This is a genomic window from Providencia zhijiangensis (assembly GCF_030315915.2).
In the GTDB taxonomy this organism is placed as follows: domain Bacteria; phylum Pseudomonadota; class Gammaproteobacteria; order Enterobacterales; family Enterobacteriaceae; genus Providencia; species Providencia zhijiangensis.
Genome location: NZ_CP135990.1, coordinates 712,828 through 735,468 on the forward strand (window position 1 = coordinate 712,828; position 22,641 = coordinate 735,468).

The window sequence follows — 22,641 nt, forward strand, 5'->3', positions numbered from 1 at the left end:
GGCATTCGTGTCTCATAAACACCCTGAGGATAAATAATCCTCAGGGTGTTTTTCATTTCAGGTCTGAGTTACACTATCTACCCTATAAAATAGAATCAGGAATTCCTATGCATTGCCCATTTTGCTCAGCTGTAGATACGAAAGTGATTGACTCGCGTCTGGTTGGTGAAGGCTCACAAGTGCGCAGGCGCCGCCAGTGTTTGGTTTGCCATGAACGCTTCACCACATTTGAAGTGGCGGAACTTGTTATGCCTCGGGTAATTAAAAGTGACGACATTCGCGAACCTTTCGATGAAGAAAAGCTCAACCGAGGCATGTTGAAAGCCTTAGAAAAACGTCCTGTCAGTTCCGATGCTATCGATCAAGCCATAATTTCTATTAAATCCCACCTACGAGCGACTGGCGAGCGTGAAGTTCCCTCTAAGTTGATTGGTAATTTGGTGATGGATGAACTCAAAAAACTCGATAAAGTGGCTTATATTCGCTTTGCCTCTGTCTATCGTAGTTTTGAAGATGTACGTGAATTTGGCGAAGAAATTGCCAAGTTACAGGACTAATACCGATGCTTGAACAAGACCATATCTACATGGCCCGAGCCTTTGAGTTGGCAAAAAAAGGACGTTTTACGACATCACCGAACCCAAATGTGGGCTGCGTGATTGTGCGCGACGGTGAAATTGTCGGCGAAGGCTACCATCAAAAAGCGGGAGAGCCGCACGCGGAAGTCCATGCACTTCGAATGGCGGGTGATAAAGCGAAAGGCGCCACAGCTTATGTGACCCTTGAGCCTTGTAGCCATCACGGCCGTACTCCACCTTGTGCAGAAGCGTTAATTAATGCGGGGATCACCCGCGTTGTCGCGGCAATGCAAGACCCTAATCCTCAAGTGGCTGGCCGCGGTTTATTTATGTTATCTCAAGCGGGAATAGAAACTGCCAGCAATATTCTGTTGGAAGAAGCCGAGGCACTAAACCGTGGCTTTTTAAAACGTATGCGTACCGCATTTCCTTACATTCAATTAAAACTCGCCGCATCATTAGATGGCAAGACCGCATTAGCGAATGGGGAAAGTAAGTGGATCACGAGCCCAGCGGCGCGTAAAGATGTTCAAGTACTGCGCGCTCAAGCTAGTGCTATTTTGAGTACCAGTAATACCGTGCTTGCTGATGATCCTGCTTTGACGGTGCGTTGGAACGAATTACCTGCGGATGTTCAAGCACAATACCCAGAAGAAAAACTGCGCCAACCTATTCGTATTGTGTTAGATAGACACAATCGCGTGAAGCCTGAACATAAAGTGACACAGTTAGAAGGTGAATGCTGGCTAATCCGCCCAACGCCGGATACCACAGAAACATGGCAGGGCAATGTCGAACAACTTGCTATCCCTGCAGATGATAATGGCATCGATTTAGTGATTTTGATGATGCAATTAGCGAAACGTAATGTGAATAGTATTTGGGTAGAGGCGGGCGCTAAGCTTGCAGGCTCGTTATTAAAACTCGGTTTAGTCGACGAACTGATCGTCTATATCGCACCTAAATTACTTGGGGATACTGCACGTGGGTTAGTGAGTCTCCCTGAATTAAGCGCATTATCAGATGCGCCTCAATTTGAATTTACTGATGTTGAAAAAGTCGGAAATGACCTTCGCGTCAGGTTACGCCCTGTATGGTAAATGTGTTTTTTTAGCGGTTTGCTGAAATTCACTCGTACGGTTACCTAAAGAATGTGATAAAATCCGCGCCCCGCGGGTTGTAATTAATATTTGAGGAAGATTATGAACGTAATCAAAGGTGTTGTTGCTGCGCCAAAAGCGCGTGTTGCTATCGCTATCGCTCGTTTTAACAACTTTATTAATGATAGCCTGCTGGACGGTGCTGTTGACGCGTTAGAGCGTATTGGCCAAGTTGCTCAAGATAACATCACCGTTGTTTGGGTACCAGGTGCTTATGAATTACCACTGACAGTGAAAGCACTGGTTGAAACCAAAAAATATGATGCAGTTATCGCATTAGGTACTGTTATTCGTGGCGGTACTGCCCACTTTGAATTTGTTGCAGGTGAGTGCAGCTCAGGTCTGTCTCATGTTGCATTAAATAGCGAAGTTCCTGTGACTTTCGGTGTATTAACCACTGAAAATATCGAGCAAGCCATTGAGCGTGCTGGTACTAAAGCAGGTAACAAAGGTGCAGAAGCTGCACTGACCGCTCTCGAAATGATTAATGTGATTAAAGCTGTAAAAGGCAAATAATGCGCGTCATATCTCGGTTCTATGAGTTCGAGATATGCTGTGTAGTTTTTTTTATTTAAGGGGAATCTTGTGAAACCTGCTGCTCGTCGTCGCGCTCGTGAGTGTGCTGTACAGGCCATTTATTCATGGCAATTATCCGGTAATCCTATTGCCGACGTAGAATATGAGTTTATTGCTGAACAGGACATGTCTGACGTTGACGTAACCTATTTCCGTGAGCTGATTTCTGGTATTGCAAACAATGCTACGAAGCTGGATCAATTAATGTCACCTTACTTATCTCGTCAGTTAGAAGAGTTAGGTCAAGTTGAGAAAGCGATTTTACGTGTAGCAATGTATGAACTAAGCTATAGAGAAGATGTACCTTTCAAAGTTGCTATCAATGAAGGTATTGAATTAGCGAAAGTTTTTGGTGCTGAAGATAGCCATAAGTTTGTCAACGGTGTGTTAGATAAAGCAGCACCTGCGGTACGTCGTAAGAAATAAACATAATCAGGTTCCCTCCTGTAATACGTAAGTCATAATGGGTAGGCTGGGTTCCAGTCTACCCTAGTACTTATGTCTGGCTTTTCAGTTTATGACAAGTGAGACATAGCGAAAATGGAAAATCTACCATGTCATATGGCGAATTTGACCTCATCGCACGTTTTTTTAATCGCCAAGCTGTAAACCGACGTGATGTTAATATCGGTATTGGCGATGATTGTGCGCTAATGACTATCCCTGAAAAACAGCAACTTGCTGTGAGTACCGACACCCTAGTTTCCGGTATTCATTTTCTACCCGATATCTCTCCCGCTGACCTTGCCTATAAATCCCTAGCTTCAAATTTAAGTGATCTTGCTGCGATGGGAGCTGATCCCGCTTGGGTTTCTCTCGCCATTACTTTGTCAAGTGTAAATAGTGAATGGCTACAATCTTTTAGCGATATGTTGTTTGATCAATTGAATTACTATGGAATGCAGCTGATTGGGGGAGACACGACTCGTGGGCCAATGAGTTTAACTTATACCGTTCATGGTCTTGTACCGGCTGGCAAAGCGTTATCTCGCTCTGGTGCACGTAATGGTGATTGGATTTATGTGACGGGAACATTGGGAGATAGCGCGGCAGGGCTTGCGATACTGCAAGACAGATTACATGCTGAAAACCCTGAGCATAAACAGTGGCTGATTGAGCGCCATTTACGCCCACAACCACGCATTTTACAGGGGCAGGCTTTACGCAATTTAGCTTCATCTGCGATTGATATCTCAGATGGGTTAGTTTCCGATCTCAACCATATATTAAAAGCGAGCGGTTGCGGAGCGCGGATCAATCTCGATGCCTTACCGCAGTCTGATGCGTTGAAGCAGAATTGTTCTATTGAGCAAGCAAGGATTTGGTCACTAAGTGGTGGGGAAGACTATGAGTTATGCTTTACGGTACCTGAAATGAATCGGGGAGCCTTAGAAGTTGCGCTTGCTCATACAGGTTCAGGTTTTACCTGTATTGGTCAAATTAAGCCCCAATCCGAAGGGATCCGTTATTTTTGTGATAACCAAGCTGTTGAGGTTGACCTCAAGGGCTTCGATCATTTTGTTTAGGAAGATGTCCATGGCGACCGCTCAAGAAAAAGCAGCAGCAAAGAAACGATTAAATATGCGTAATCCGTGGCACCTTCTAGCGACGGGGTTCGGAAGTGGTTTATCGCCAATTGTTCCCGGCACAATGGGCTCATTAGCCGCCATTCCATTTTGGTTGCTAATGGACAAACTCCCTGTTTGGAGCCTATGGGTTATTATCGTCGTTGGATTCTGGTTTGGATGTTGGATCTGCCAACGCACTTCCGATGATATGAGGATCCATGACCATGGCAGTATTGTTTGGGATGAGTTTATTGGCATGTGGATTACACTAATGGCCATCCCTGTGGTGAGTATCCAGTGGGTTCTCACTGGCTTTTTAATTTTCCGTGTTTACGACATGTGGAAACCTTGGCCAATCCGTATTTTTGATCGCCGAGTCAGTGGCGGGTTTGGCATTATGATTGATGACATTATTGCTGCCATATTTGCCTATGTGACGATTTGGCTATTAGTGCACTATCAGGTGATGCCTTTTTGATTTGAGTTAACTCCCTCCTTTAAAGATAAAAATATCTTTTTTCAACAAATAAAGTCCTAGTTAAATACTAGGTCTTTATTCTTATCCTAAACTATTTTTTATTTTTATTTTTACTTTTATTTTTTATGATTAAAGTTAAATTTATTTTCATTTTGAAAAATAAAAATTTCCTTATTTGTAAAAATTAATTTCACTGTAATTATCCTTTCATCACTATTTCTTATTTATTGAAAATTGTAAAAAATAAAGAATTAATATTAACTCGAAATTTGGGTGATTATTTTATTTTTTGTTTTTCTGTTCTGAGAAAAAATGACTTAATCAAATTCACGTATGCGTGATGTTTTGTATATTTCTCTGATTATTTAAATGGGAATGGTTTTCATTTATTTAAATGTGAAATTTGCAGATATGATTTATTTGGGGTGTTTTTGTTAAATAAATGCAACAAAAAATAGAGTGAAGTTAAAGTTCCTAATTAAATTTACTAATCATAGGTGTATTTTTAGGGTCTTATTATGAAATGGCAATTTACAGATTGTTACTGATATGACTCTTGAGGTGCGTATACCGAGTAAGAATATTCAAGTAGTATGCTTAGAAAATAACAAGCAAGAATTAATTTTTATAAAACACGCCTTAATTTATTTTTTAGAAAAATTAAATTTTTCTATTTGGCTTGTTATTTTTTTAATAAAGTCATCTCGGTTTTGTTTTGATGAAAATATATTTATCTCAATTTTATATTGTCTATTAATAAGGGTTTACTATGTTAATTAATAAAAAAAATCTGATCGTATTATCTATCGCTGCTGGCTTAGGTTTTTCAGGTGCAGCAATGTCAGCAACGAACGCACAAGTAACAGTAACTGGGAATATTGCTGCTGCAACATGTGATTTAAGCGTCACAAATACCAATATCGATTTAGGAACGTTTATTTCTTCAGATATTCAAACGGTTGGAACTATAGCTGGTAGTACTCATAATTTTGATATGAGCTTATCCAACTGTAGCCAAGAGTTTGATGGTGAAAGTGGTAAGTTCGTACAAATGTACGCGAAAGGTACTGCTTTAGCAGCGAATACTTCTTTATTTAATAATATTGAAAAAGGAACTGTTGGTGTGGCAGTGACTGCTGACGGTAAAGAAGTTAAACCAAATACAACCGTTCAATTAAGCAGCATTAAGTCTCTTACTGAAGGTGGTTCTGCTGTGATCCCAATGAATGTGGCACTGAACTCAACTGTGAGCAAACCCGCTTCACAGCGTATCGAAGCGCCGATTACTTTCTCTGTAAGCTACGAGTAAGTTTGTTGTGAAATGGCAGGTTTCTGCCATTTCACTTTTTAATGCATCACGAGAAGGTCAAAAATGAAATTATTAACTTTACTCCGTACGCTTCCTGTTTTTGCAACCCTGTTTTTTATTCAAATAGGAACGACGTCTGCAGCTGGGGTCGGTATCAATGCCACTCGAGTTATTTTCAACCAAGGAAATCAGTCAGTCCCTGTCACTCTGCGCAATAGTACAGAGAAGGATGAATATTTGGTTCAGGTTTATCTGACAAAAACCGCCAAAGGTGCGGCGCAAGACCAAACTTTAGATGTGCTTCCTCCTATGTTCTATCTGGCATCAAGCCAGCAGCGCGATGTTCGTTTAGTGGAAGGCGCAGGAGCATCTGTATTACCGAAAGATAGGGAATCAGTTTTTTATTTTCATGCTAGAGCCATTGCGGCAAGTGAAAAGAATGCTGGGCAGCAGAATGCAGCGATGAAAGGTGAAGTGAAAATTGCATTAGAGAGTGTGATTAAAGTTTTTTATCGCCCTAAAAACCTGACGTTAACGGTAGAGCAAGCTCAAGGTAGCCTGACATTTGAAGAGACAGCGAGCGGAATCAAAGTGATTAATCCATCGCCATATTACATCACATTGTCATCATTGAGTGTGGGGGGAAAAGCGGTGACGTTAAACCCTGAAATGAATAACACCATGATAGCGCCTTTTAGCAGTATGGATTACCCAACCCCGGTGAAAAAAGGCAAAAAAGTGTGGGCTGCCATCAACGATCTTGGGGGACGAAGTGAGTATTCACAACCTTAAACTGGGACAGTATCGATGGGCGCTCTTCGCTGGGGTATTTTCCATTGTGGCGATACCTGAAGTGAATGCAGCGAATACCTTAGAGTTGACCGCAGAAATTGACAATGCAGGAGAGTGCGATATTGCGGTTAGCCCTTCATTGATTGAATTCAAACGACGTCCTTCTGTGGGCGAATTTGCGGCGAATGATGCGGTAGATATCCAGCTATTAAGCTTGTCGTATAAATGTACGGGCTATGAAACCAATGCTCGCCCTGAAATAAAAGTGACAGGGAATACAGCTGCCGATACCAATTTGTTTTTAACAGCTGATCCAAAAGGCGCCAAAGGCGTTGGTTTTATGCTGAAAGATGGCGCGGTGAAGGAGCTTTCTGGTTATTACAATGCAGGAAAAACAGTCGTTAATGGTGATTCTGTGCTTCTACCCGCAGGGGATAATGATGGAGAAAAACCTTTTACGGTAGGGTTTATTCGCCAAGTCGGTAATAACACCGTCACCGCAGGTGCCGTGAAAGCAGCCATTTTATTTACTGTCGTGATGCCATAAATGGAGGCGATATGAACAAATATTCATATTTTCTCATGGCTTCATTGTTCGTTTTTACAGGGGAACTGTTTGCTGCTTCAAACACGGTGAGTGTTAACTTTGATGCGCATTTATATCGTAGAACGTGCGATGTAAACCTCTCCGAAAGTGTGGTGGCTTATGGAAAAGTGAAGCCCCAAACCATTGTTGATAATGACTCTGGTGTTAGTACCGCTCTAAATCGCAATGTGATTTTAACCTTAGCCAACTGCTCCGGTCTGGGCACATTAAGTGGTAGCAAAGTCATTGTGACCGGCCCTAGCCAAGTCATGAATAAAGAAACCTTGTTTAAGGAAAGTGGTTCTTCAGGCGGTGTGGGTATTCGATTAAAAGCCGATGGGAAAAATAAGGTTAGCGGGGATTCGGTTTGGGATTTATCTGCGACCAGCAATCAAGGAAGCCAAATTACAGTGGTCACGGCGCTTTCATGTGGAAATTGCCAAAACGTTCAGAAAATTCAATTAGGCACATTTAAAGCCACCATGATGTTTACCGTTTTAGCTTATTGAGCCGTTTATTGAGTGATGAATCTATTAATAATAAAAATAACGGAATACTTTCAACTATGTTTAAGAAAACAGGTACATTACTTTTTATCTCTCATTTATTTGTGTTGTTAATTAGCATTAACGTTAATTCAGCACAAGCGGGATTGCTTCTAGAAAAAAGTCGTATTATTTGGAGCGATACCGACACTCAGCAATCAGTGACATTAACCAATGACAGTGATGACATTTATTTAATTCAATCCGGTGTATTTAATACACCAACGGGCACCCAAGAATCGCCACTGTTTTCTGTTATTCCACCTTTATATCGTTTAGATGCGAATAAACAGCAAACTATGAAAGTCTTATTACAAAGCTCTCCAGAATCATTGCCTCAAGATAGAGAATCAATTTTCTATTTTAGCGCGATTGCTATTCCAGGTGTTTCTCCTGAATTAACGGAAAATTCAGCGGCGCAATTATCAATCGGTACTCGCTTAGTCATTAAGCTATTTTATCGTCCCGTAAAATTTGCACAGTCGCCAGATGCTGCCGTTGCTAACCTGCAATTCCACACATTGCCGAAAGGTTTATGTGTTGCGAATCACTCCCCTTATTTTATTACGCTCAGCGAAGTCAAAGTGGGTAATCAAGTGTTTGCTCAGTTAGCTGGCACGATGGTGGCGCCGTTTAGCCATCAGACATTGGCGATTTCAGATTCCATTTCTGTACAAACGCCGATGCGTTGGCAAGCCATCAATGATTACGGTGGTGATACTGCACCTTACTCGGGTTCAGTGAAGGAGAATAAGGGGGCGTTATGTCAGTAATGAAATCGCTGTGTGGATGGGTTTTGATGATGACGCTAAGCCATGCGTTTGCTTCAGAGATAAATGAAGGTTTTCATTTTTCACCTGAACGTTTGGTCTATTTGGAAAGTAATACCAAAGGGATCTCTGCGGGTCTACAAAATGGCACCTCAAAAGCGGCATTGATTCAAGCACAAATTGTACCGACGGATCTTCAAACGGGTTTACCTTTGACGGAACATCAAGGGGAAAGCCATGAGGCTTTTTTGATTACGCCACCATTACATAAATTAAATATCAATGAACGTTTTAACTGGCGTATTCAGCGTGTTAATGATGGAAAACTCGCTACCGATAGAGAAACCGTTTTCTACGTTGCGCTGAAAGTGATCCCTGCATCTGATGCTAATGATAAAGCCGCATCACAATTTATTTTGGCGCCAACTATCTATTTAAAAATGCTGTATCGCCCTAAACAAATTGAAGAATTACGTTTAGACGCACAAATCGCAAAATTAGATATCACAGCACAAGGCAGCAAAATCACGATTAACAATCCAACGCCACTCTCTATGACATTAGCTAGCTTATCTGTGGGGGATTATGACGTGCCAGTAGAGAAATTCACCCATGGAATTGCGCCTTTTGGGCAACAGGTCATTTCTCTCGAAAAAAACGTATCAGGCACGATTACGTGGCGTGTATTGAATGAATACAGCATACCGACAAAGGTGGAAGTGAGGGGCGAGCATGAAAGCTAAAATGCGTGATGGCGTTTTTGCCATTTCCCCGATTGCTTTGGCTCTGGCGTGCTGTTTATCCATGGGGAATGCGGTGGCAGAACCTTATTTTGATCCAACACTATTAAATCTACCTGAAGGAACTAGCATAGATAGCATTGATTTATCTGCATTTACGCGCTCTGAATCGGTAACGGCGGGGCGTTATATGGTTACGCTGAGGATCAATAAAGAAGACCAAGGGCAAAAAGAGATCTATTTTTCTGCAGATGCGGCGGGGAATATCGTGCCGGAAATTACCCCTGCGTTATTGGATGAATATGGGGTAAATGTTGAGGGTATTCCAACATTAAGATCCTTACCAAAAGATGAACCGATCACGTCTTTAGAGGCTGCTCTGCCAGACTCTCAAGTGCAGTTTGATGTATCCAAGTTGGATTTAAACATCAATATTCCTCAAGTCGCTATGCGTCAAAAATCCCGTGGTGCGATAGACCCGAGTTTATTGGATCAAGGGATCACTGCGTTTTTGTTTAACTATCAAGTTAATGGTAGTAAACAAAAGCACAGTGGTTCTAGTGCAAGTGGTAAAAATACCAATGATTCGCTGTATGCCAATATTAGCGGTGGTTTTAACTTGGCAGCGTGGCGCTTGCGTTCAAACTTTCTGTATATGGAAAACAAATCCAAGAGCAATGGCTACAGTACCAGCCATCGGGAAAGTGAATTTTCACGCACAACGGTTTCACGGGACATTCAACGCTTAGATTCCGAGTTAGTGATTGGTGAAACCAGCACACTCAGTGATGTCTTTGATAGTGTTCCATTTAAAGGGATCCGTTTGTTATCAAATGAACAAATGCTATCCAAAGGAGATCGCGGATTTGCGCCAGAAATTCGTGGAGTTTCAATGTCTAACTCGCGGATCATCATCAGACAAAATGGCAACATTATTTATCAAACCTATGTGGCACCAGGGCCTTTTGTCATCAATGATATTTATCCAACGGGAACGGCAGGGGACTTAGAAGTTTCTGTACAAGAGGAAGATGGTACCACCCGAGTATTCACTCAAGCATTCTCTTCATTGCCTGTCATGCAACGTGCTGGCGGTGTTAAATATGAAGTTGCTGCCGGTAAATATGATGGTGGGATCACAGATGGCTCCAAAGAGCAGCAGTTTATTATGGGAACGTTGATCTATGGTTTACCGAAGGCTATCACTCTGTATACAGGGTTGCTTGGGGCAAATCATTATTGGAGCAGCATGGTTGGAACAGGGATTTCACTCGGTAGCTTTGGGGCGCTTTCCATGGATGTTACGCATGCACAAGCCTCGATTAATCATGAAAGCAAACAAGGGCAATCTTTTCGTGTTCGCTATTCCAAAAACTTATCGGAAAGTGGCACATCCGTTGACTTAACCGCACTGCGCTACTCAACGAAAGAATATTACAGTTTTGCAGATTTCAACCAAGCGGGTTACCAGTTAAAAGAGAACGTCGCACCGTGGCTTAATGGTCGCCAGCGTAGCAGTTTCCAAACCTACATTAACCAATCTTTGGGCAAATGGGGCTCTATCTATTTACGCGGAATGCGCAGTGATTATTGGGGTAAATCTGACACTGTGACGACGTTGGGTATTGGCTATAACGGCTTTTATCGTGGTATCAACTATGGCATCGATTACAGCATTAGTCGTACCGAAGGTAATGGAAATTGGCCTGAAAATAAGCAAGTTAGCGTGAATATGAGCATTCCGTTTAGCATTTTCAGTGAGCATAAGCATATTGAGAATATTAATAGTACGTTCCAAGTTAGCCATGATAATTCAGGGCGCACTTACCAGCAGGTTGGTATTAATGGCCAGTTATTAGATAACAAACTGAGTTATCAGCTGACTGAAAGTGGCGATAATCGCGACCAAAAAATGACAAGCTCAGTGAATGTGGGCTATCAAGGCAGTAAAGGGTACTACGGTGGTGGATATAGTTATGGCCGTGATAGCCAAATGATGTATGCCAATGCCTCCGGCGGAATGGTTGTCCATTCAGGCGGTGTTTCTCTAAGCCAATATTTAGGCAATTCGGCGGCCATCGTTTATGCACCGGATGCAGCGGGAACTAAGGTGAATAATGGCTCAACGGTTATCGATGCCAATGGCTACGGTATTATTCCGCATTTATCAGACTATACGCAAAATATCGCCAACTTGGATGTGAATACATTACCTGAAAACGTCGAAAGCAAAGAGAATGCGCTGAATCTCTACCCAACCAAAGGGGCTATTGTGAGAGCGAACTTTAAAACCTTAAAAGGGTATCAAGCGATGGTCACCTTGCAGCAGCCAAATCAGGTTCCAATGGGCGCCATTGCGTCATTGCATCAAGATGATAGCGCAGAAGAAGACGTTATTTCGGGCATTGTGAGTGATAACGGACGCGTTTATTTAAGTGGGCTACCGGAGTCAGGGCAGATAGTGATCAAGTGGGGCAAGAGTGGTTCTGAGCGCTGTGAAGCGCCTTTCAATATGGATAAATCCACAGAAAATGCCTATTCATCATTACGTAATTTAACCTTGTCATGCCACTAATCGGATGAATATTTTATGAAAACCAATGTAATCAAGAAAAAGACATTTGTGGGATGGAAAAGCGTACTACTGAGCGGTTTGCTCGTTTTTATGGCGAGTGCACCCAGCTTTGCAAAAACAGTGACGGTTATGAATGGGCGTGGATTGATTGGTGTTTATGGTGAATATAATACCTCGCTAACGGGAACGACAAGTGCACCATCTTGGGGGGAAACTGCCAATTTTCACTATGTACAGTTTTATAATAACTTTAATGGGATCATAAATTACTGTGTTGATGGTGGAGGGTTAGTCACCAATATTGATGGTGTCCGAGGGATGCCTATTGCTGGTGGTGATATGATCATGGTACCAGAATTTGTATTTGTTGATGAAAGAAGGCAGGCACTAAATACCTACATTGACACTATTACAGGCCATTTTAATGGATGGGGTTCGGGCACGAATGAACAGCTCGGTACGGGAGGGTGTCTTTGGTCACCGAGCCAAAGTACTCCAACACCAGCAATACGCCATTCCGTTACTGCGACAGGGCGTATGTTGATTTATGGAACGGGTAATCAGCGCAATGGAACTTATCGATTAGCGGATGATATTGGGATTGTTATTCAAAATCCTAGAAATGGAACGACGGCGAGGCAAATCGTCTCCAAAGCGGAAAATATTATCGTGACGGTATCAGGGCTAACTTGCACTTTAAACACACCATCTTATGTGAATTTTGGTTCTCACAGCGCGAGTAGCAAAAGTAATGAGTTGCTTTCTTCCATGCGAAACAACATGTCAGTGCAGTGCGATCAAATTGTGAATAAGGTCGCAGCGACGATTTCGTTATCAGGCAATGTGAAACCGCAATATTACGCAGGCAATAATCTGGAAGTGAACTTATTGAATGCTCAGCAGCAAGCCGGTGCGTATGTCAAAATGTACGTCATGGTAAATGGTAATAAAACACCGATTACCTTAGATCAGAAGCCCATTGATTTAGCCAAAATTACCGCACTGCAAACCAATGTTAGCTTTAATAATGAGCTCGTGTATGAGCTTTATTCTCGTGGTAATAATGTGGCGGGTAAGGTGAGTGGTAGTGCGGAATTATCAATAATTATGCGCTAAAAGTAAGATAAATTAGTCAATGATTTAAGGCGTTACTTTTGTGGTAACGCCTTAATTTTTTTATAAGTTACTTATTTTGGTAAGTATTGATGGCACTCACGATCCCAGCAGCATCTAAACCCAGATCCGCTAATAACTCATCTTGGGTGCCTTGAGGAATAAAGAAATCTGGTAGACCCAAATTCAGAACTGGGAGAATTTTCTTCTCGCTCATCAGGAATTCATTCACTCCGCTACCTGCGCCGCCCATAATCGCATTTTCTTCCAACGTCACGATCAGGTCATGGGTATTGGCCATTTCTAAGATCAGCGCTTCATCTAATGGTTTCACAAAACGCATATCGACGACGGTAGCATTGATTTGTTCTGCGGCTTCTAAAGCGTTGCTCAGTAATGTACCGAAACTGAGGATCGCCACTTTTTCGCCTTGGCGACGAACAATTCCTTTACCAATTTCAAGTGGTGCTAATGGCATTAATTCCGCCCCTGTACCTGCGCCACGAGGATAGCGAACCGCAGTAGGGCCTTCTTGATAATGGTAGCCAGTGTGCAGCATTTGGCGGCATTCATTTTCATCACTTGGCGTCATGATCACCATCGTTGGGATGCAACGTAAGAATGAAATATCGAATGATCCTTGGTGAGTTTGACCATCAGCACCGACGATACCCGCACGGTCAATGGCAAACATCACTGGGAGTTTTTGGATAGCGACATCGTGGATCACTTGGTCGTAACCACGTTGTAAGAAAGTCGAGTAAATTGCCACGATTGGGTTATAGCCACCAATGGCAAGTCCTGCTGCGAAGGTGACCGCGTGTTGCTCGGCAATCGCGACATCAAAGTATTGGTCTGGGTACTCTTTCGAGAAACGAACCATACCAGAACCTTCACGCATCGCTGGGGTAACGGCCATCAGTTTATCGTCACCTTTAGCCTCTTCACACAGCCAATCCCCAAAAATTTTGGAGAATGTCGGTCTGGTGTCTTTGCTTTTTGGTAACGTAAAAGTGGCAGGGTCAAACTTAGGTACGGCGTGCCAGCTAATTGGGTCTTTCTCTGCCGGCTCATAGCCACGACCTTTTTTGGTCATAATGTGCAGGAATTGAGGGCCTTTTAACTCGCGCATATTTTTTAACGTTTGGATCAGCGCAATCACATCGTGTCCGTCAACTGGGCCGATGTAGTTAAAGCCTAACTCTTCAAACATGGTGCCAGGGACAACCATGCCTTTGATGTGTTCTTCAGTTTTCTTGAGTAACTCTTTGATTGGTGGAATATTCGAGAAAACTTTCTTTCCACCTTCACGCAGTGTGGTATACAGCTTGCCGGAAAGTAAATGGGCTAAATGGTTATTCAGCGCGCCAACGTTTTCTGAAATCGACATTTCATTATCGTTGAGGATCACCAGCATATCGGGGGCAGCATCCCCAGCATGGTTCATGGCTTCGAAAGCCATACCCGCCGTAATGGCTCCATCACCGATAACACAAACTGTTTTGCGGTTTTTATCTTCTTTTTCTGCGGCGATAGCCATACCTAAACCGGCACTAATGGAGGTTGAGGAATGACCAACACTAAGAATGTCGTATTCGCTTTCGGCGCGCCATGGGAATGGATGTAATCCATTTTTTTGACGTATGGTGTCGATTCTATCACGGCGCCCGGTCAAAATTTTGTGCGGATACGCTTGGTGACCGACATCCCAGACAAGATTATCAAATGGAGTTTTATAGACGTAATGCAGAGCAACCGTTAATTCAATGGCGCCCAATCCTGATGCAAAGTGACCGCTCGAGCGACTGACGCTATTTAGTAGAAATTGTCTCAGTTCATCACAAAGCTTTGGCAAGCTTTCTTTTGGCAGAAGGCGCAGTTCATCAGGCGTCTCTGCCAGTGCCAGCGTTGGATATTTCGCGGTATCTATACTCATTAGGTGCTCACTACTTAAATTAATTAGGGCGATGCCTGTTAACGTCGAGCGGTTGCTGACCGTGATTTTTTTGCGTTCATCGTATTTTATAAGTCGTCACAACGGCTCTAAGTTACTCAGGTAATCAATGTTATAATTATCGGTCTTATCTATACCAAAAGGCAAAGCATATTGTCAGCTTTTGCGCTCAATAACAAAATTGGCTAAAGCTCTCAACAGCTCCGTATTGTAACCTTGGGATTGCAATGATTCTAAAGCCGTGATCGCATCTTGATAGAGCTCTTTGGCTTTTTGTTGGGCAGCGTCAAGACCTAACAGTGATGGATAAGTGCTTTTTTCATGTTGTTCATCAGCACCTTGGCGTTTGCCTGTCACTGTGCTGTCTCCGATGACGTCTAGAATATCGTCTTGAACTTGAAAGGCAAGCCCAATAGATTCTGCGTATTTATCTAAACTTACTAATGCTTGGTGACCTTTATTGCCTGCTGCATAGGCGCCGAGGCGAATAGCGGCTCGAATTAACGCGCCAGTTTTATGCTGGTGGATACGCTCGAGTGAAATCAGGTCAACCCGTTTGCCTTCAGCATCAAGATCTAACGCTTGCCCACCACACATACCCGCTAAACCGCTGGCATAAGCCAGTTCAGCAATCATCGCAATGCGGTCTTTGTCGGAAACATTAGGCATGGACGCACTGGAAAGTAATTGGAAAGCGAATGTTTGTAAGGCATCGCCGGCGAGTACGGCATTACCTTCACCAAACTTAATGTGGCAAGTTGGTTGCCCGCGGCGCAGGTCGTCGTCATCCATAGCAGGTAAATCATCATGGATCAGCGAATAAGCGTGGATGCACTCTACCGCTGCTGCGGGGGCATCTAAGCTATCAAGGCTCACTCCGAGCATCTCACCGACAGCATAGGTTAAGAAAGGACGTAAGCGCTTGCCACCAAGTAAAGTGCCGTATTTCATGGCTTGCGCTAATGGCAAATCAGCAAAAGGGAGCGCGTCCAGTGAGGTTAATAGATATTGATTAACTCTATCGTGAGCTTGACGTTGCTGGCGCACAAAGGCGTCTGGGTGTTGTTCGGACATAATTTATTCTGTATCAGGTGAGAAATCGTCGAGGGCTTTATTTTCGTCATCGCTCAGCAAAATTTGGACACGTTGTTCTGCTTGCTGGAGGACTTTTTGACCTTGTTTGGCAATTTGGACGCCTCGTTCAAATTCATTTAACGCGTCTTCCAAAGGTAGCTCTCCGGATTCTAAGCGAGCGACAATTTGCTCCAGCTCTTGAAGGGAGTTTTCAAAACTAACAGTGGGAACTTGCTGGGATTTTTCTTTAGCCATAATCGTTAATCACTAATGTTAAATCACTTAAAAGTGGGGGAACTTTAATTATTGTGCAGACTAACTTAGTCTCGCAACGGTTACAATTTATTATTGGTGTTTTTAGATTCAGTACGCAAGATAGTGTTATAATACGCCTCTTTATTGACAACTGGTAAAGTGTACAACAGTCACTTTTTCGCAACGTCCGTTTGCCCCACTAACCAAGAACATGCCACGACTATGAAGTTTATTATTAAGTTATTCCCAGAAATCACTATCAAAAGCCAAACAGTTAGACTCCGTTTTATTAAAATTCTAACCAGTAATATCCGCAATGTATTGAAGAGTCTTGGCGAAGAGATCTCGGTTGTCCGTAATTGGGATAACATTGAAGTGCGTGTTAAAGGGGAATCAAAGCACGACGAAATTTGTGACATGCTGAGCCGTATTCCCGGCATCCACCACATCTTAGAAGTGGAAGAGAAGCCTTTCACCAGTTTACACCATATTTTTGAAATGACACTGGAAGCCTACGGGGCATCTGTGGAGAACAAAACGTTCTGTGTGCGAGTGAAGCGCCGTGGTAAACACGAGTTTTCATCCATTGACGCAGAGCGTTATATCGGCGGCGGCTTGAATCAGCATATCGCCTCCGCGAAAGTGAAACTGAAAGATCCGGATACCACCGTACACCTGGAAATTGAAGATGACAATTTGATCCTTGTGAAAGCCCGAATCGAAGGGATCGGCGGCTTCCCAATTGGTACACAAGAAGATGTACTGTCACTGATTTCGGGGGGGTTTGACTCTGGGGTTTCCAGCTATATGTTAATGCGTCGTGGTTGCCGAGTGCATTACTGCTTCTTTAACCTTGGCGGCGCTGCTCATGAAATTGGCGTGAAGCAAATTGCTCACTATTTATGGAACCGCTTTGGTAGCTCCCATAAAGTGCGTTTTATTGCGGTTAACTTCGAACCTGTTGTGGCTGAGATTCTAGAGAAAGTCGATGACGGTCAAATGGGCGTCGTATTAAAACGTATGATGGTCCGTGCGGCTTCTAAAGTCGCTGAGCGTTACGGCGTTCAAGCCATCGTAACGGGTGAAGCACTGGGACAGGTTTCTAGCCAAACGCTAACTAACTTACGTTTAATTGATAATGCGTCAGACACTTTAGTGTTACGTCCGCTGATCTCTCATGATAAAGAACACATCATCAAATTAGCCCGTCAAATTGGTACGGAAGATTTTGCGAAAACCATGCCGGAGTATTGCGGGGTAATTTCGAAAAGCCCAACCGTGAAAGCAGTGAAAGCGCGTATTGAAGCGGAAGAAGAGAATTTCGATTTTGGTATCTTAGAGTCTGTCGTTGAGCAGGCGCAAAACATTGATATTCGCCAGATTGCACAAGAAAGTCTTGAGAAAGTACCTGAAGTTGAGATGGTTAGCCAACTCTCAGCAGATAATGAAGTTATTTTAGATATTCGCTCAATTGATGAGTTTGAAGATAAGCCATTGAAGGTTGAAGGAATTGAAATTAAACATATTCCATTCTACAAACTGGGTACGCAATTTGGTGATTTACCAAAAGAGAAAATGTACCTGTTGTATTGCGACCGTGGCGTAATGAGCCGTCTGCAAGCGTTGTACTTGAAAGAGCAAGGCTTTGAAAATATTAAGGTTTACCGCCCGTAAGTTGTCAGGCGATGTTGAATGAAAAAGCGAGCTGATTAGCTCGCTTTTTTGTTTCTAATCTTCCAGATAATCATTAATACCGGGTGGTAAAACGAGTTGTGAGGCGACATTGGCTGCGGTTTTTCGTCCTTGCAATAATTCAATCAATTTCAGTGCAAAGTCAAAGGCTGTCGCAGGGCCTTGGCTAGTCAGTAAATTCACTCGCTCATCAAAATAGACGCGCTTATCGACCCATTTATGAGCTGGAATTTTATCTTGCATGCTTGTTTTGTTCTGAATATCGGGAAAACCAGTCATGTTTCCGAGAGGAAATAGCTGGTGGTATTCCAAAACTAATGCCGGGGCGGCACAGATGGCTGCCACAATTTTTCCATCTAAATGCATGCGCCTGACTTTCTCAACCACTAACGGGCTATCACGAAAAGCTTCTGCTCCTGCTAGGCCTCCAGGTAACACGATGGCGTCAAAAGGTTCGTCCGCAACGCAGATGATGGGAAGGTCGGCAACGAGTTTAATACCTCGAGATGCGGTTATCTCTAACGCTCCGTCTTCCGTCACACTGGCTAATGTCACCTGTATTCCGGCACGAACCAGTAAATCAGCGGTCGTGACGGTTTCAATTTCTTCACTACCATTGGCGATGCATATCAGCACGGAGGTTGTCATAACTTTGTTCTCTATTTTTAATTAAGTGGTACAAACGGTCATTCTCAGGGGTAGCTAAGCCATGAGCTCGGGCTTTTTTGATTAAAAAACCCGTGATGTAATCAATTTCAGTTCTGCGATGATGGCGAACATCTTGCCGCATGGATGAATAGTTTTCCGATGTTTGATGAATAATGTCATAGACGCGTTCGGTCATCTCTTCTTTATCAATATGCAACCCCTCGGCAACCATCACTTGGCAGCATTCATCTATGACCCGAGCAATCTGTTCTGGATAGTGAATGACTTGCCCATTGGTACAATTGTGTTCCGTGGAAAGTGGGTTTATCACGCAATTAACAACCAATTTTCGCCAAATGGTATTGAGGATTTGATTATGCCATGCCACATCCGGTAGAGCTTCATGCAGGATATTGGCGATAGGGTAATAAGCTTCTGCTTGAGAGTTGACGGCACCGATGTGAGTGATGCCACTAGCAGTATGAAAAACTTGATTGTTATCTTGCCACGCCGCATGAGTTGTAACTCCGCTCAAAAATGGATGGCGCAATGTGCCTAATTCTTCCAAGGTGCCTAATCCGTTATGCAGCAAGAGAATAGGGCTAGTTTCAGGAATGATGGGCAGCAGGGGTAATAAGGCATCTGAAACTTGCCATGCTTTCAAACAGACAATGACTAATTCGCTTGTGTGTAGGTGCTGATGGTTATTGCAAGGAATTAATTCGCGGAAAATTTTATCGTCAGGTCCATTAACATCAACAAATAAGTCGGATTGAGCAACTCGTAGCCATCCTTGAACATCGTGTCCTTGTGAGGTGAGGGCAGCTAACCAAAGTTTACCAATAGCACCACAGCCAATCAGGGTTATTTTCATCGATTTTCCCTACTATCTGAGAGCGGTTGATTTGGATTAATAACCGCCATCATAGCGATTTTAATATGATATCCAAATAATTAGTTATGTTATACCAGTGAGCCAATCTGACAACATGGAGTGTCATGGGCAAATAAGCTATTATAAGCCGATTGATTATAGGAGAGCGTTAAAATGCCATCATTTGATATTGTATCTGAAGTTGAAATGAGTGAAGTCCGCAATGCGGTAGAAAATGCTCAGCGTGAACTGACTAGCCGCTGGGATTTTAAAAACATCACTGCAAGCTTTGAACTGAACGATAAGAATGAGTCTATCAAAGTGACTAGTGAATCTGATTTCCAAGTTTTACAACTGCTTGATATTTTAAGAGAGAAAATGGCAAAACGGGGAATTGATGGCGCAGTGCTGAATGTCCCTGAAGATATTGTACATAGTGGTAAAACTTACAGCGTGGAAGTGACTTTAAAACAAGGCATTGAAGCGAGTATGGCGAAGAAAGTTGTTAAGCTGATTAAAGACAGCAAGTTGAAAGTGCAGGCGCAAATTCAAGGTGAACAAGTGCGTGTAACAGGTAAGGCACGAGATGATTTACAAGCAGTCATGGCGTTAGTCCGTGGCGGCAATTTAGGTCAACCATTCCAGTTCAATAACTTCCGCGACTAATTGATAAGCGTGTTTTAGTTATTGAAAATAGCCCGCGATATTGCGGGCTATTTGTTAATTATAAGATTACATATGATTAAGCGTGAATAATGGCTTCAAGCTCTGCTCGGTTAACCACTTTCTTATCAATCTTGATATAAATACTCATCTCTTCAGCAATCACAACCACATCAAGCACACCGTTCATGGCTTTTAACTGTTCCTGAAGTTTGTTGATATTTTTAAAACGGTGCGGGAGAACCATGCGAATACTGCTGACGTAAGGCGGTTGTTTCATGGTTAAGCTGATAACGAACCAGATAACGCAAAGTAGTAATCCGCCGATAAATACGGTGCTGGCTCCTTCAAATTTATACAACCAGCCGCCCAGAATTCCGCCTAAGGCTACCCCTAAAAATTGGCTGGTGGAGTAGACGCCCATTGCAGTGCCTTTGTATCCGGCAGGCGCTTCTTTACTGATCAAGGACGGCAAAATGGCTTCCATCACGTTAAATGCAATAAAGAACAGTTGGATCCCTAAGAAGATAATCCAAAGCTGGTGACCGGATTGCCATAAAACAATTTCTGCAGCCGCTAAGAGCAAAATGCAGAACAGGAAAACCTGCTTCATTTTACGCTGTTTTTCCGCGTAAATAATAAAAGGAAGTACGCAAACAAAGGCGACTAACATGGTGACTAAATACGCTTTCCAGTGATCTTTTGCCAAGTAACCGGCATCGGCCATGATCAAGGGAAGGGCGACAAAGCTGGACATTAGCAGAGTATGTAGGCTTAAAATCCCGACATTCAGCTTGAGAAGTTGAGGATTAAGTAAAACCGCTTTTAAGTTGCTTTTAACAAAAGCAGATTCGCGGTTTACAACATGGTGAGTGTTATTTGGCACCACAAAGAGGGTAACGAAAATAGCGCCAACGGCTAATAAAGTGATCCCCCAAAATAAGCCGCTTAGGCCAACCGCATGGGTCACAATAGGCCCTAAAACTAAGGCGATAGCAAATGTTACACCAAAGCTAATACCTAAAAAGGCCATTGCTTTTGTACGATTTTGTTCGCGGGTCAAATCCGATAACAAAGCCATAACGGCAGCAGAGATAGCACCAGCGCCCTGTAAAGCTCGACCAATAATAATGCCCCAAATAGAATCGCTTAGCGCGGCAATAACACTACCTGCAATAAAAATGAGTAAGCCAAAAACAATGAGAGGTTTACGACCAATACGGTCAGACATCAAACCAAAAGGAATTTGAAAAACAGCTTGGCTAAGCCCATAAATACCAATCGCCAACCCAATCAAAAACTCGTTAGCGCCCTGTAAGTGCATCCCATAACTGGTGAGGATCGGGAGCACCATAAACATGCCGAGCATGCGAAGGGAGAATACGGATCCTAGTCCCCAAGTGGCACGGAGTTCTAGGTGGGTCATTTTATTATCATTCATAAAAATACTCGTTATATTTTGAGCTGTAGCGTTGTTGGCTACGCTCGCTAACCCTAGTCACGTAGTTATCTACGTTCCTAGGGATTAGCTTCACTTGCCGCCTTGCTACAACCCAAACTATTTAGAGTATTAAATCTTAATGAGCTTAAATTATTCTTTTTATTTCGGGTTGTAGCTGTTTTGGTATTAATTTAAAGGTAAATCAGTGAGTTATGTTTTTATATAAAAGCATTGGTTTATTGATAGCAGGCGGCTATTTAACCATAAAAATCATCACAAAAATATTCGCAGACAAAGAAAAACGGCGGGAAGTTTGCACTCCCCGCCGTTTGAACGCATTTATTGTCAATGATGCAATAAATTATCGGACTAACGCTATAACAGTATCGCTTGTAACGGTTGGGTCAACTGACATCATCACACTTAGCGAGGTAATCGCTACGATAGAGAAGATGAACAGCTTACGCGCCCAAACTCGGTCGTCATTTTCGGTTTTGAAACCAGAAATTGCCATACCAAGCCACCATAAGCTAACCGCAGCGCCGACAACCAGATATTTATAGCCTGCGTATCCGCTAATCGCTAACATTAATGTTGCGACCATAAACGCAAGGATATACAAGAAGATATGAGTCTTAGCGACAGATATACCCTTGATCACCGGTAACACGGGAATGTTTGCGGCTTTGTAATCCTTAAAGCGGAAAATTGCGATGGCATATGAGTGCGGCATCTGCCACAAGCTGAAGATTAACAGCAGGATTAAGGCTCCAGCGTCAAATTCATTTGTGACAGCGCAGTAGCCGATAACCGGTGGTGCTGCGCCAGATAGGCTGCCAATCAACGTGCCATAAACAGACTTACGCTTCATGTACAGGCTATACACGCCCACGTACACAATGAAACCAATGAGTGCAAGGAGCATTGCCAGAGCATTGGCTGCTACGAGTAGCAGCACCATGCCAGCAATACCTAATGCAGCAGCGTAAATCAGGCTAACTTTCGGGTCAATCAGCCCTTTAACTAAAGGGCGATTCTTAGTTCTTTCCATGATACGGTCAATATCACGGTCGATGTAGTTGTTAAATACACAACCAGAAGCCACGACCAATGATACACCCAGCAAAGTCGCAATAAACAGCGGGTAGTCAATTGACCCTTTAGAGGCCAGCAGAAAACCGCCGATCACAGAAATCAGATTTCCGAATATAATTCCTGGTTTGGTCACTTGCAGGTATTGCTTAAACATA

At 43.0% G+C, this 22,641-nt stretch carries 23 protein-coding genes; 16 read left to right on the top strand and 7 right to left on the bottom strand.

Translation table 11 applies throughout. The features are described 5' to 3' along the window. Nucleotides 1-107: 107 nt before the first annotated feature. The 14 genes from nrdR to QS795_RS03160 all read left to right on the top strand — a co-directional run bounded on the left by nrdR (nucleotide 108) and on the right by QS795_RS03160 (nucleotide 12,793). Entirely contained in the window at nucleotides 108-557 is a 450-nt protein-coding gene (gene nrdR / locus QS795_RS03095) for a transcriptional regulator NrdR (protein WP_006662792.1), read from the top strand. 5 nt (nucleotides 558-562) lie between these two features. Next, nucleotides 563-1,678 (top strand): bifunctional diaminohydroxyphosphoribosylaminopyrimidine deaminase/5-amino-6-(5-phosphoribosylamino)uracil reductase RibD, encoded by a 1,116-nt coding sequence (gene ribD, locus QS795_RS03100; protein ID WP_154602749.1) that lies wholly within the window; start codon nucleotides 563-565, stop codon nucleotides 1,676-1,678. 102 nt (nucleotides 1,679-1,780) lie between these two features. Next, on the top strand, nucleotides 1,781-2,254 hold the full coding sequence (gene ribH, locus QS795_RS03105; protein WP_036953837.1) for a 6,7-dimethyl-8-ribityllumazine synthase: 474 nt from the start codon (nucleotides 1,781-1,783) through the stop codon (nucleotides 2,252-2,254). 69 nt (nucleotides 2,255-2,323) lie between these two features. Continuing rightward, nucleotides 2,324-2,740: a transcription antitermination factor NusB gene (gene nusB, locus QS795_RS03110; RefSeq protein WP_036953841.1), complete on the top strand. Its 417-nt coding sequence runs from the start codon at nucleotides 2,324-2,326 to the stop codon at nucleotides 2,738-2,740. Nucleotides 2,741-2,868: 128 nt separating this feature from the next. Continuing rightward, nucleotides 2,869-3,840 (top strand): thiamine-phosphate kinase, encoded by a 972-nt coding sequence (gene thiL, locus QS795_RS03115; RefSeq protein ID WP_286272118.1) that lies wholly within the window; start codon nucleotides 2,869-2,871, stop codon nucleotides 3,838-3,840. A 10-nt stretch (nucleotides 3,841-3,850) separates the two neighbouring features. Next, the gene (gene pgpA, locus QS795_RS03120) at nucleotides 3,851-4,360 is read left to right on the top strand and encodes a phosphatidylglycerophosphatase A (protein WP_108479247.1); all 510 of its coding nucleotides are present in this window, start codon (nucleotides 3,851-3,853) and stop codon (nucleotides 4,358-4,360) included. Between the two features lie 769 nt (nucleotides 4,361-5,129). Then, nucleotides 5,130-5,669, top strand: coding sequence for a fimbrial protein (locus QS795_RS03125; RefSeq protein WP_286272120.1), 540 nt, complete (start codon nucleotides 5,130-5,132; stop codon nucleotides 5,667-5,669). Nucleotides 5,670-5,732: 63 nt separating this feature from the next. After that, entirely contained in the window at nucleotides 5,733-6,461 is a 729-nt protein-coding gene (locus tag QS795_RS03130; protein WP_286272121.1) for a fimbrial biogenesis chaperone, read from the top strand. Beyond that, a complete protein-coding gene (locus QS795_RS03135; RefSeq protein ID WP_286272122.1) occupies nucleotides 6,442-7,008 on the top strand; it encodes a fimbrial protein in 567 nt (188 codons plus the stop codon). The genes QS795_RS03130 and QS795_RS03135 overlap by 20 nt, the downstream gene beginning before the upstream one ends. Nucleotides 7,009-7,019: 11 nt before the next feature. Then, nucleotides 7,020-7,556: a fimbrial protein gene (locus QS795_RS03140; protein ID WP_318626837.1), complete on the top strand. Its 537-nt coding sequence runs from the start codon at nucleotides 7,020-7,022 to the stop codon at nucleotides 7,554-7,556. 56 nt (nucleotides 7,557-7,612) lie between these two features. Continuing rightward, complete coding sequence (locus QS795_RS03145) at nucleotides 7,613-8,365, top strand: fimbrial biogenesis chaperone (protein WP_286272124.1); 753 nt, start codon at nucleotides 7,613-7,615, stop codon at nucleotides 8,363-8,365. Next, nucleotides 8,356-9,105, top strand: coding sequence for a fimbrial biogenesis chaperone (locus QS795_RS03150; protein ID WP_286272125.1), 750 nt, complete (start codon nucleotides 8,356-8,358; stop codon nucleotides 9,103-9,105). The genes QS795_RS03145 and QS795_RS03150 overlap by 10 nt, the downstream gene beginning before the upstream one ends. Continuing rightward, a complete protein-coding gene (locus tag QS795_RS03155; protein ID WP_286272126.1) occupies nucleotides 9,095-11,677 on the top strand; it encodes a fimbria/pilus outer membrane usher protein in 2,583 nt (860 codons plus the stop codon). The genes QS795_RS03150 and QS795_RS03155 overlap by 11 nt, the downstream gene beginning before the upstream one ends. A 15-nt stretch (nucleotides 11,678-11,692) precedes the next feature. Next, complete coding sequence (locus tag QS795_RS03160) at nucleotides 11,693-12,793, top strand: PX domain-containing protein (RefSeq protein WP_286272127.1); 1,101 nt, start codon at nucleotides 11,693-11,695, stop codon at nucleotides 12,791-12,793. A gap of 67 nt (nucleotides 12,794-12,860) precedes the next feature. Here QS795_RS03160 and dxs read toward each other — a convergent pair whose 3' ends face one another. The 3 genes from dxs to xseB all read right to left on the bottom strand — a co-directional run bounded on the left by dxs (nucleotide 12,861) and on the right by xseB (nucleotide 16,073). Then, nucleotides 12,861-14,726 (bottom strand): 1-deoxy-D-xylulose-5-phosphate synthase, encoded by a 1,866-nt coding sequence (gene dxs / locus QS795_RS03165; protein ID WP_286272165.1) that lies wholly within the window; start codon nucleotides 14,724-14,726, stop codon nucleotides 12,861-12,863. Between the two features lie 174 nt (nucleotides 14,727-14,900). After that, nucleotides 14,901-15,818, bottom strand: coding sequence for a (2E,6E)-farnesyl diphosphate synthase (gene ispA, locus QS795_RS03170; protein WP_318626840.1), 918 nt, complete (start codon nucleotides 15,816-15,818; stop codon nucleotides 14,901-14,903). Between the two features lie 3 nt (nucleotides 15,819-15,821). Continuing rightward, the gene (gene xseB / locus QS795_RS03175; protein ID WP_036953869.1) at nucleotides 15,822-16,073 is read right to left on the bottom strand and encodes an exodeoxyribonuclease VII small subunit; all 252 of its coding nucleotides are present in this window, start codon (nucleotides 16,071-16,073) and stop codon (nucleotides 15,822-15,824) included. A 222-nt stretch (nucleotides 16,074-16,295) separates the two neighbouring features. On the opposite strand from xseB, the gene thiI reads away from it, so the two are divergent. Continuing rightward, nucleotides 16,296-17,747: a tRNA uracil 4-sulfurtransferase ThiI gene (gene thiI / locus QS795_RS03180; RefSeq protein ID WP_286272128.1), complete on the top strand. Its 1,452-nt coding sequence runs from the start codon at nucleotides 16,296-16,298 to the stop codon at nucleotides 17,745-17,747. A gap of 54 nt (nucleotides 17,748-17,801) precedes the next feature. Here thiI and yajL read toward each other — a convergent pair whose 3' ends face one another. Both yajL and panE read right to left on the bottom strand, forming a co-directional pair. Further along, nucleotides 17,802-18,413, bottom strand: a complete 612-nt coding sequence (gene yajL / locus QS795_RS03185) for a protein deglycase YajL (RefSeq protein ID WP_286272129.1) — start codon at nucleotides 18,411-18,413, stop codon at nucleotides 17,802-17,804. Continuing rightward, complete coding sequence (gene panE, locus QS795_RS03190; protein ID WP_286272130.1) at nucleotides 18,376-19,287, bottom strand: 2-dehydropantoate 2-reductase; 912 nt, start codon at nucleotides 19,285-19,287, stop codon at nucleotides 18,376-18,378. Before panE ends, yajL begins: the two co-directional genes overlap by 38 nt. 174 nt (nucleotides 19,288-19,461) lie before the next feature. Here panE and QS795_RS03195 point away from each other — a divergent pair, with 174 nt between their 5' ends. Further along, complete coding sequence (locus QS795_RS03195) at nucleotides 19,462-19,953, top strand: YajQ family cyclic di-GMP-binding protein (protein WP_036953882.1); 492 nt, start codon at nucleotides 19,462-19,464, stop codon at nucleotides 19,951-19,953. 76 nt (nucleotides 19,954-20,029) lie between these two features. On the opposite strand, the gene QS795_RS03200 is transcribed toward QS795_RS03195, so the two are convergent. Further along, complete coding sequence (locus QS795_RS03200) at nucleotides 20,030-21,391, bottom strand: MFS transporter (RefSeq protein WP_286272132.1); 1,362 nt, start codon at nucleotides 21,389-21,391, stop codon at nucleotides 20,030-20,032. A gap of 361 nt (nucleotides 21,392-21,752) precedes the next feature. Continuing rightward, nucleotides 21,753-22,640, bottom strand: coding sequence for a heme o synthase (gene cyoE / locus QS795_RS03205; protein WP_036953887.1), 888 nt, complete (start codon nucleotides 22,638-22,640; stop codon nucleotides 21,753-21,755). Nucleotide 22,641: the final 1 nt, after the last annotated feature.

Excerpts from the sequence above, each read along its gene's own strand:
- QS795_RS03195 (WP_036953882.1), top strand. The coding sequence starts at position 19,462 with ATGCCATCATTTGATATTGTATCTGAAGTTGAAATGAGTGAAGTCCGC.
- yajL (WP_286272129.1), bottom strand. The coding sequence starts at position 18,413 with ATGACAACCTCCGTGCTGATATGCATCGCCAATGGTAGTGAAGAAATT.
- QS795_RS03200 (WP_286272132.1), bottom strand. The coding sequence starts at position 21,391 with ATGAATGATAATAAAATGACCCACCTAGAACTCCGTGCCACTTGGGGA.
- QS795_RS03150 (WP_286272125.1), top strand. The coding sequence starts at position 8,356 with ATGTCAGTAATGAAATCGCTGTGTGGATGGGTTTTGATGATGACGCTA.
- QS795_RS03155 (WP_286272126.1), top strand. The coding sequence starts at position 9,095 with ATGAAAGCTAAAATGCGTGATGGCGTTTTTGCCATTTCCCCGATTGCT.
- QS795_RS03145 (WP_286272124.1), top strand. The coding sequence starts at position 7,613 with ATGTTTAAGAAAACAGGTACATTACTTTTTATCTCTCATTTATTTGTG.
- nrdR (WP_006662792.1), top strand. The coding sequence starts at position 108 with ATGCATTGCCCATTTTGCTCAGCTGTAGATACGAAAGTGATTGACTCG.
- ribD (WP_154602749.1), top strand. The coding sequence starts at position 563 with ATGCTTGAACAAGACCATATCTACATGGCCCGAGCCTTTGAGTTGGCA.
- thiL (WP_286272118.1), top strand. The coding sequence starts at position 2,869 with ATGTCATATGGCGAATTTGACCTCATCGCACGTTTTTTTAATCGCCAA.
- dxs (WP_286272165.1), bottom strand. The coding sequence starts at position 14,726 with ATGAGTATAGATACCGCGAAATATCCAACGCTGGCACTGGCAGAGACG.
- pgpA (WP_108479247.1), top strand. The coding sequence starts at position 3,851 with ATGGCGACCGCTCAAGAAAAAGCAGCAGCAAAGAAACGATTAAATATG.
- cyoE (WP_036953887.1), bottom strand. The coding sequence starts at position 22,640 with ATGTTTAAGCAATACCTGCAAGTGACCAAACCAGGAATTATATTCGGA.
- QS795_RS03140 (WP_318626837.1), top strand. The coding sequence starts at position 7,020 with ATGAACAAATATTCATATTTTCTCATGGCTTCATTGTTCGTTTTTACA.
- thiI (WP_286272128.1), top strand. The coding sequence starts at position 16,296 with ATGAAGTTTATTATTAAGTTATTCCCAGAAATCACTATCAAAAGCCAA.
- ispA (WP_318626840.1), bottom strand. The coding sequence starts at position 15,818 with ATGTCCGAACAACACCCAGACGCCTTTGTGCGCCAGCAACGTCAAGCT.
- ribH (WP_036953837.1), top strand. The coding sequence starts at position 1,781 with ATGAACGTAATCAAAGGTGTTGTTGCTGCGCCAAAAGCGCGTGTTGCT.
- QS795_RS03125 (WP_286272120.1), top strand. The coding sequence starts at position 5,130 with ATGTTAATTAATAAAAAAAATCTGATCGTATTATCTATCGCTGCTGGC.
- panE (WP_286272130.1), bottom strand. The coding sequence starts at position 19,287 with ATGAAAATAACCCTGATTGGCTGTGGTGCTATTGGTAAACTTTGGTTA.
- QS795_RS03130 (WP_286272121.1), top strand. The coding sequence starts at position 5,733 with ATGAAATTATTAACTTTACTCCGTACGCTTCCTGTTTTTGCAACCCTG.
- QS795_RS03160 (WP_286272127.1), top strand. The coding sequence starts at position 11,693 with ATGAAAACCAATGTAATCAAGAAAAAGACATTTGTGGGATGGAAAAGC.
- xseB (WP_036953869.1), bottom strand. The coding sequence starts at position 16,073 with ATGGCTAAAGAAAAATCCCAGCAAGTTCCCACTGTTAGTTTTGAAAAC.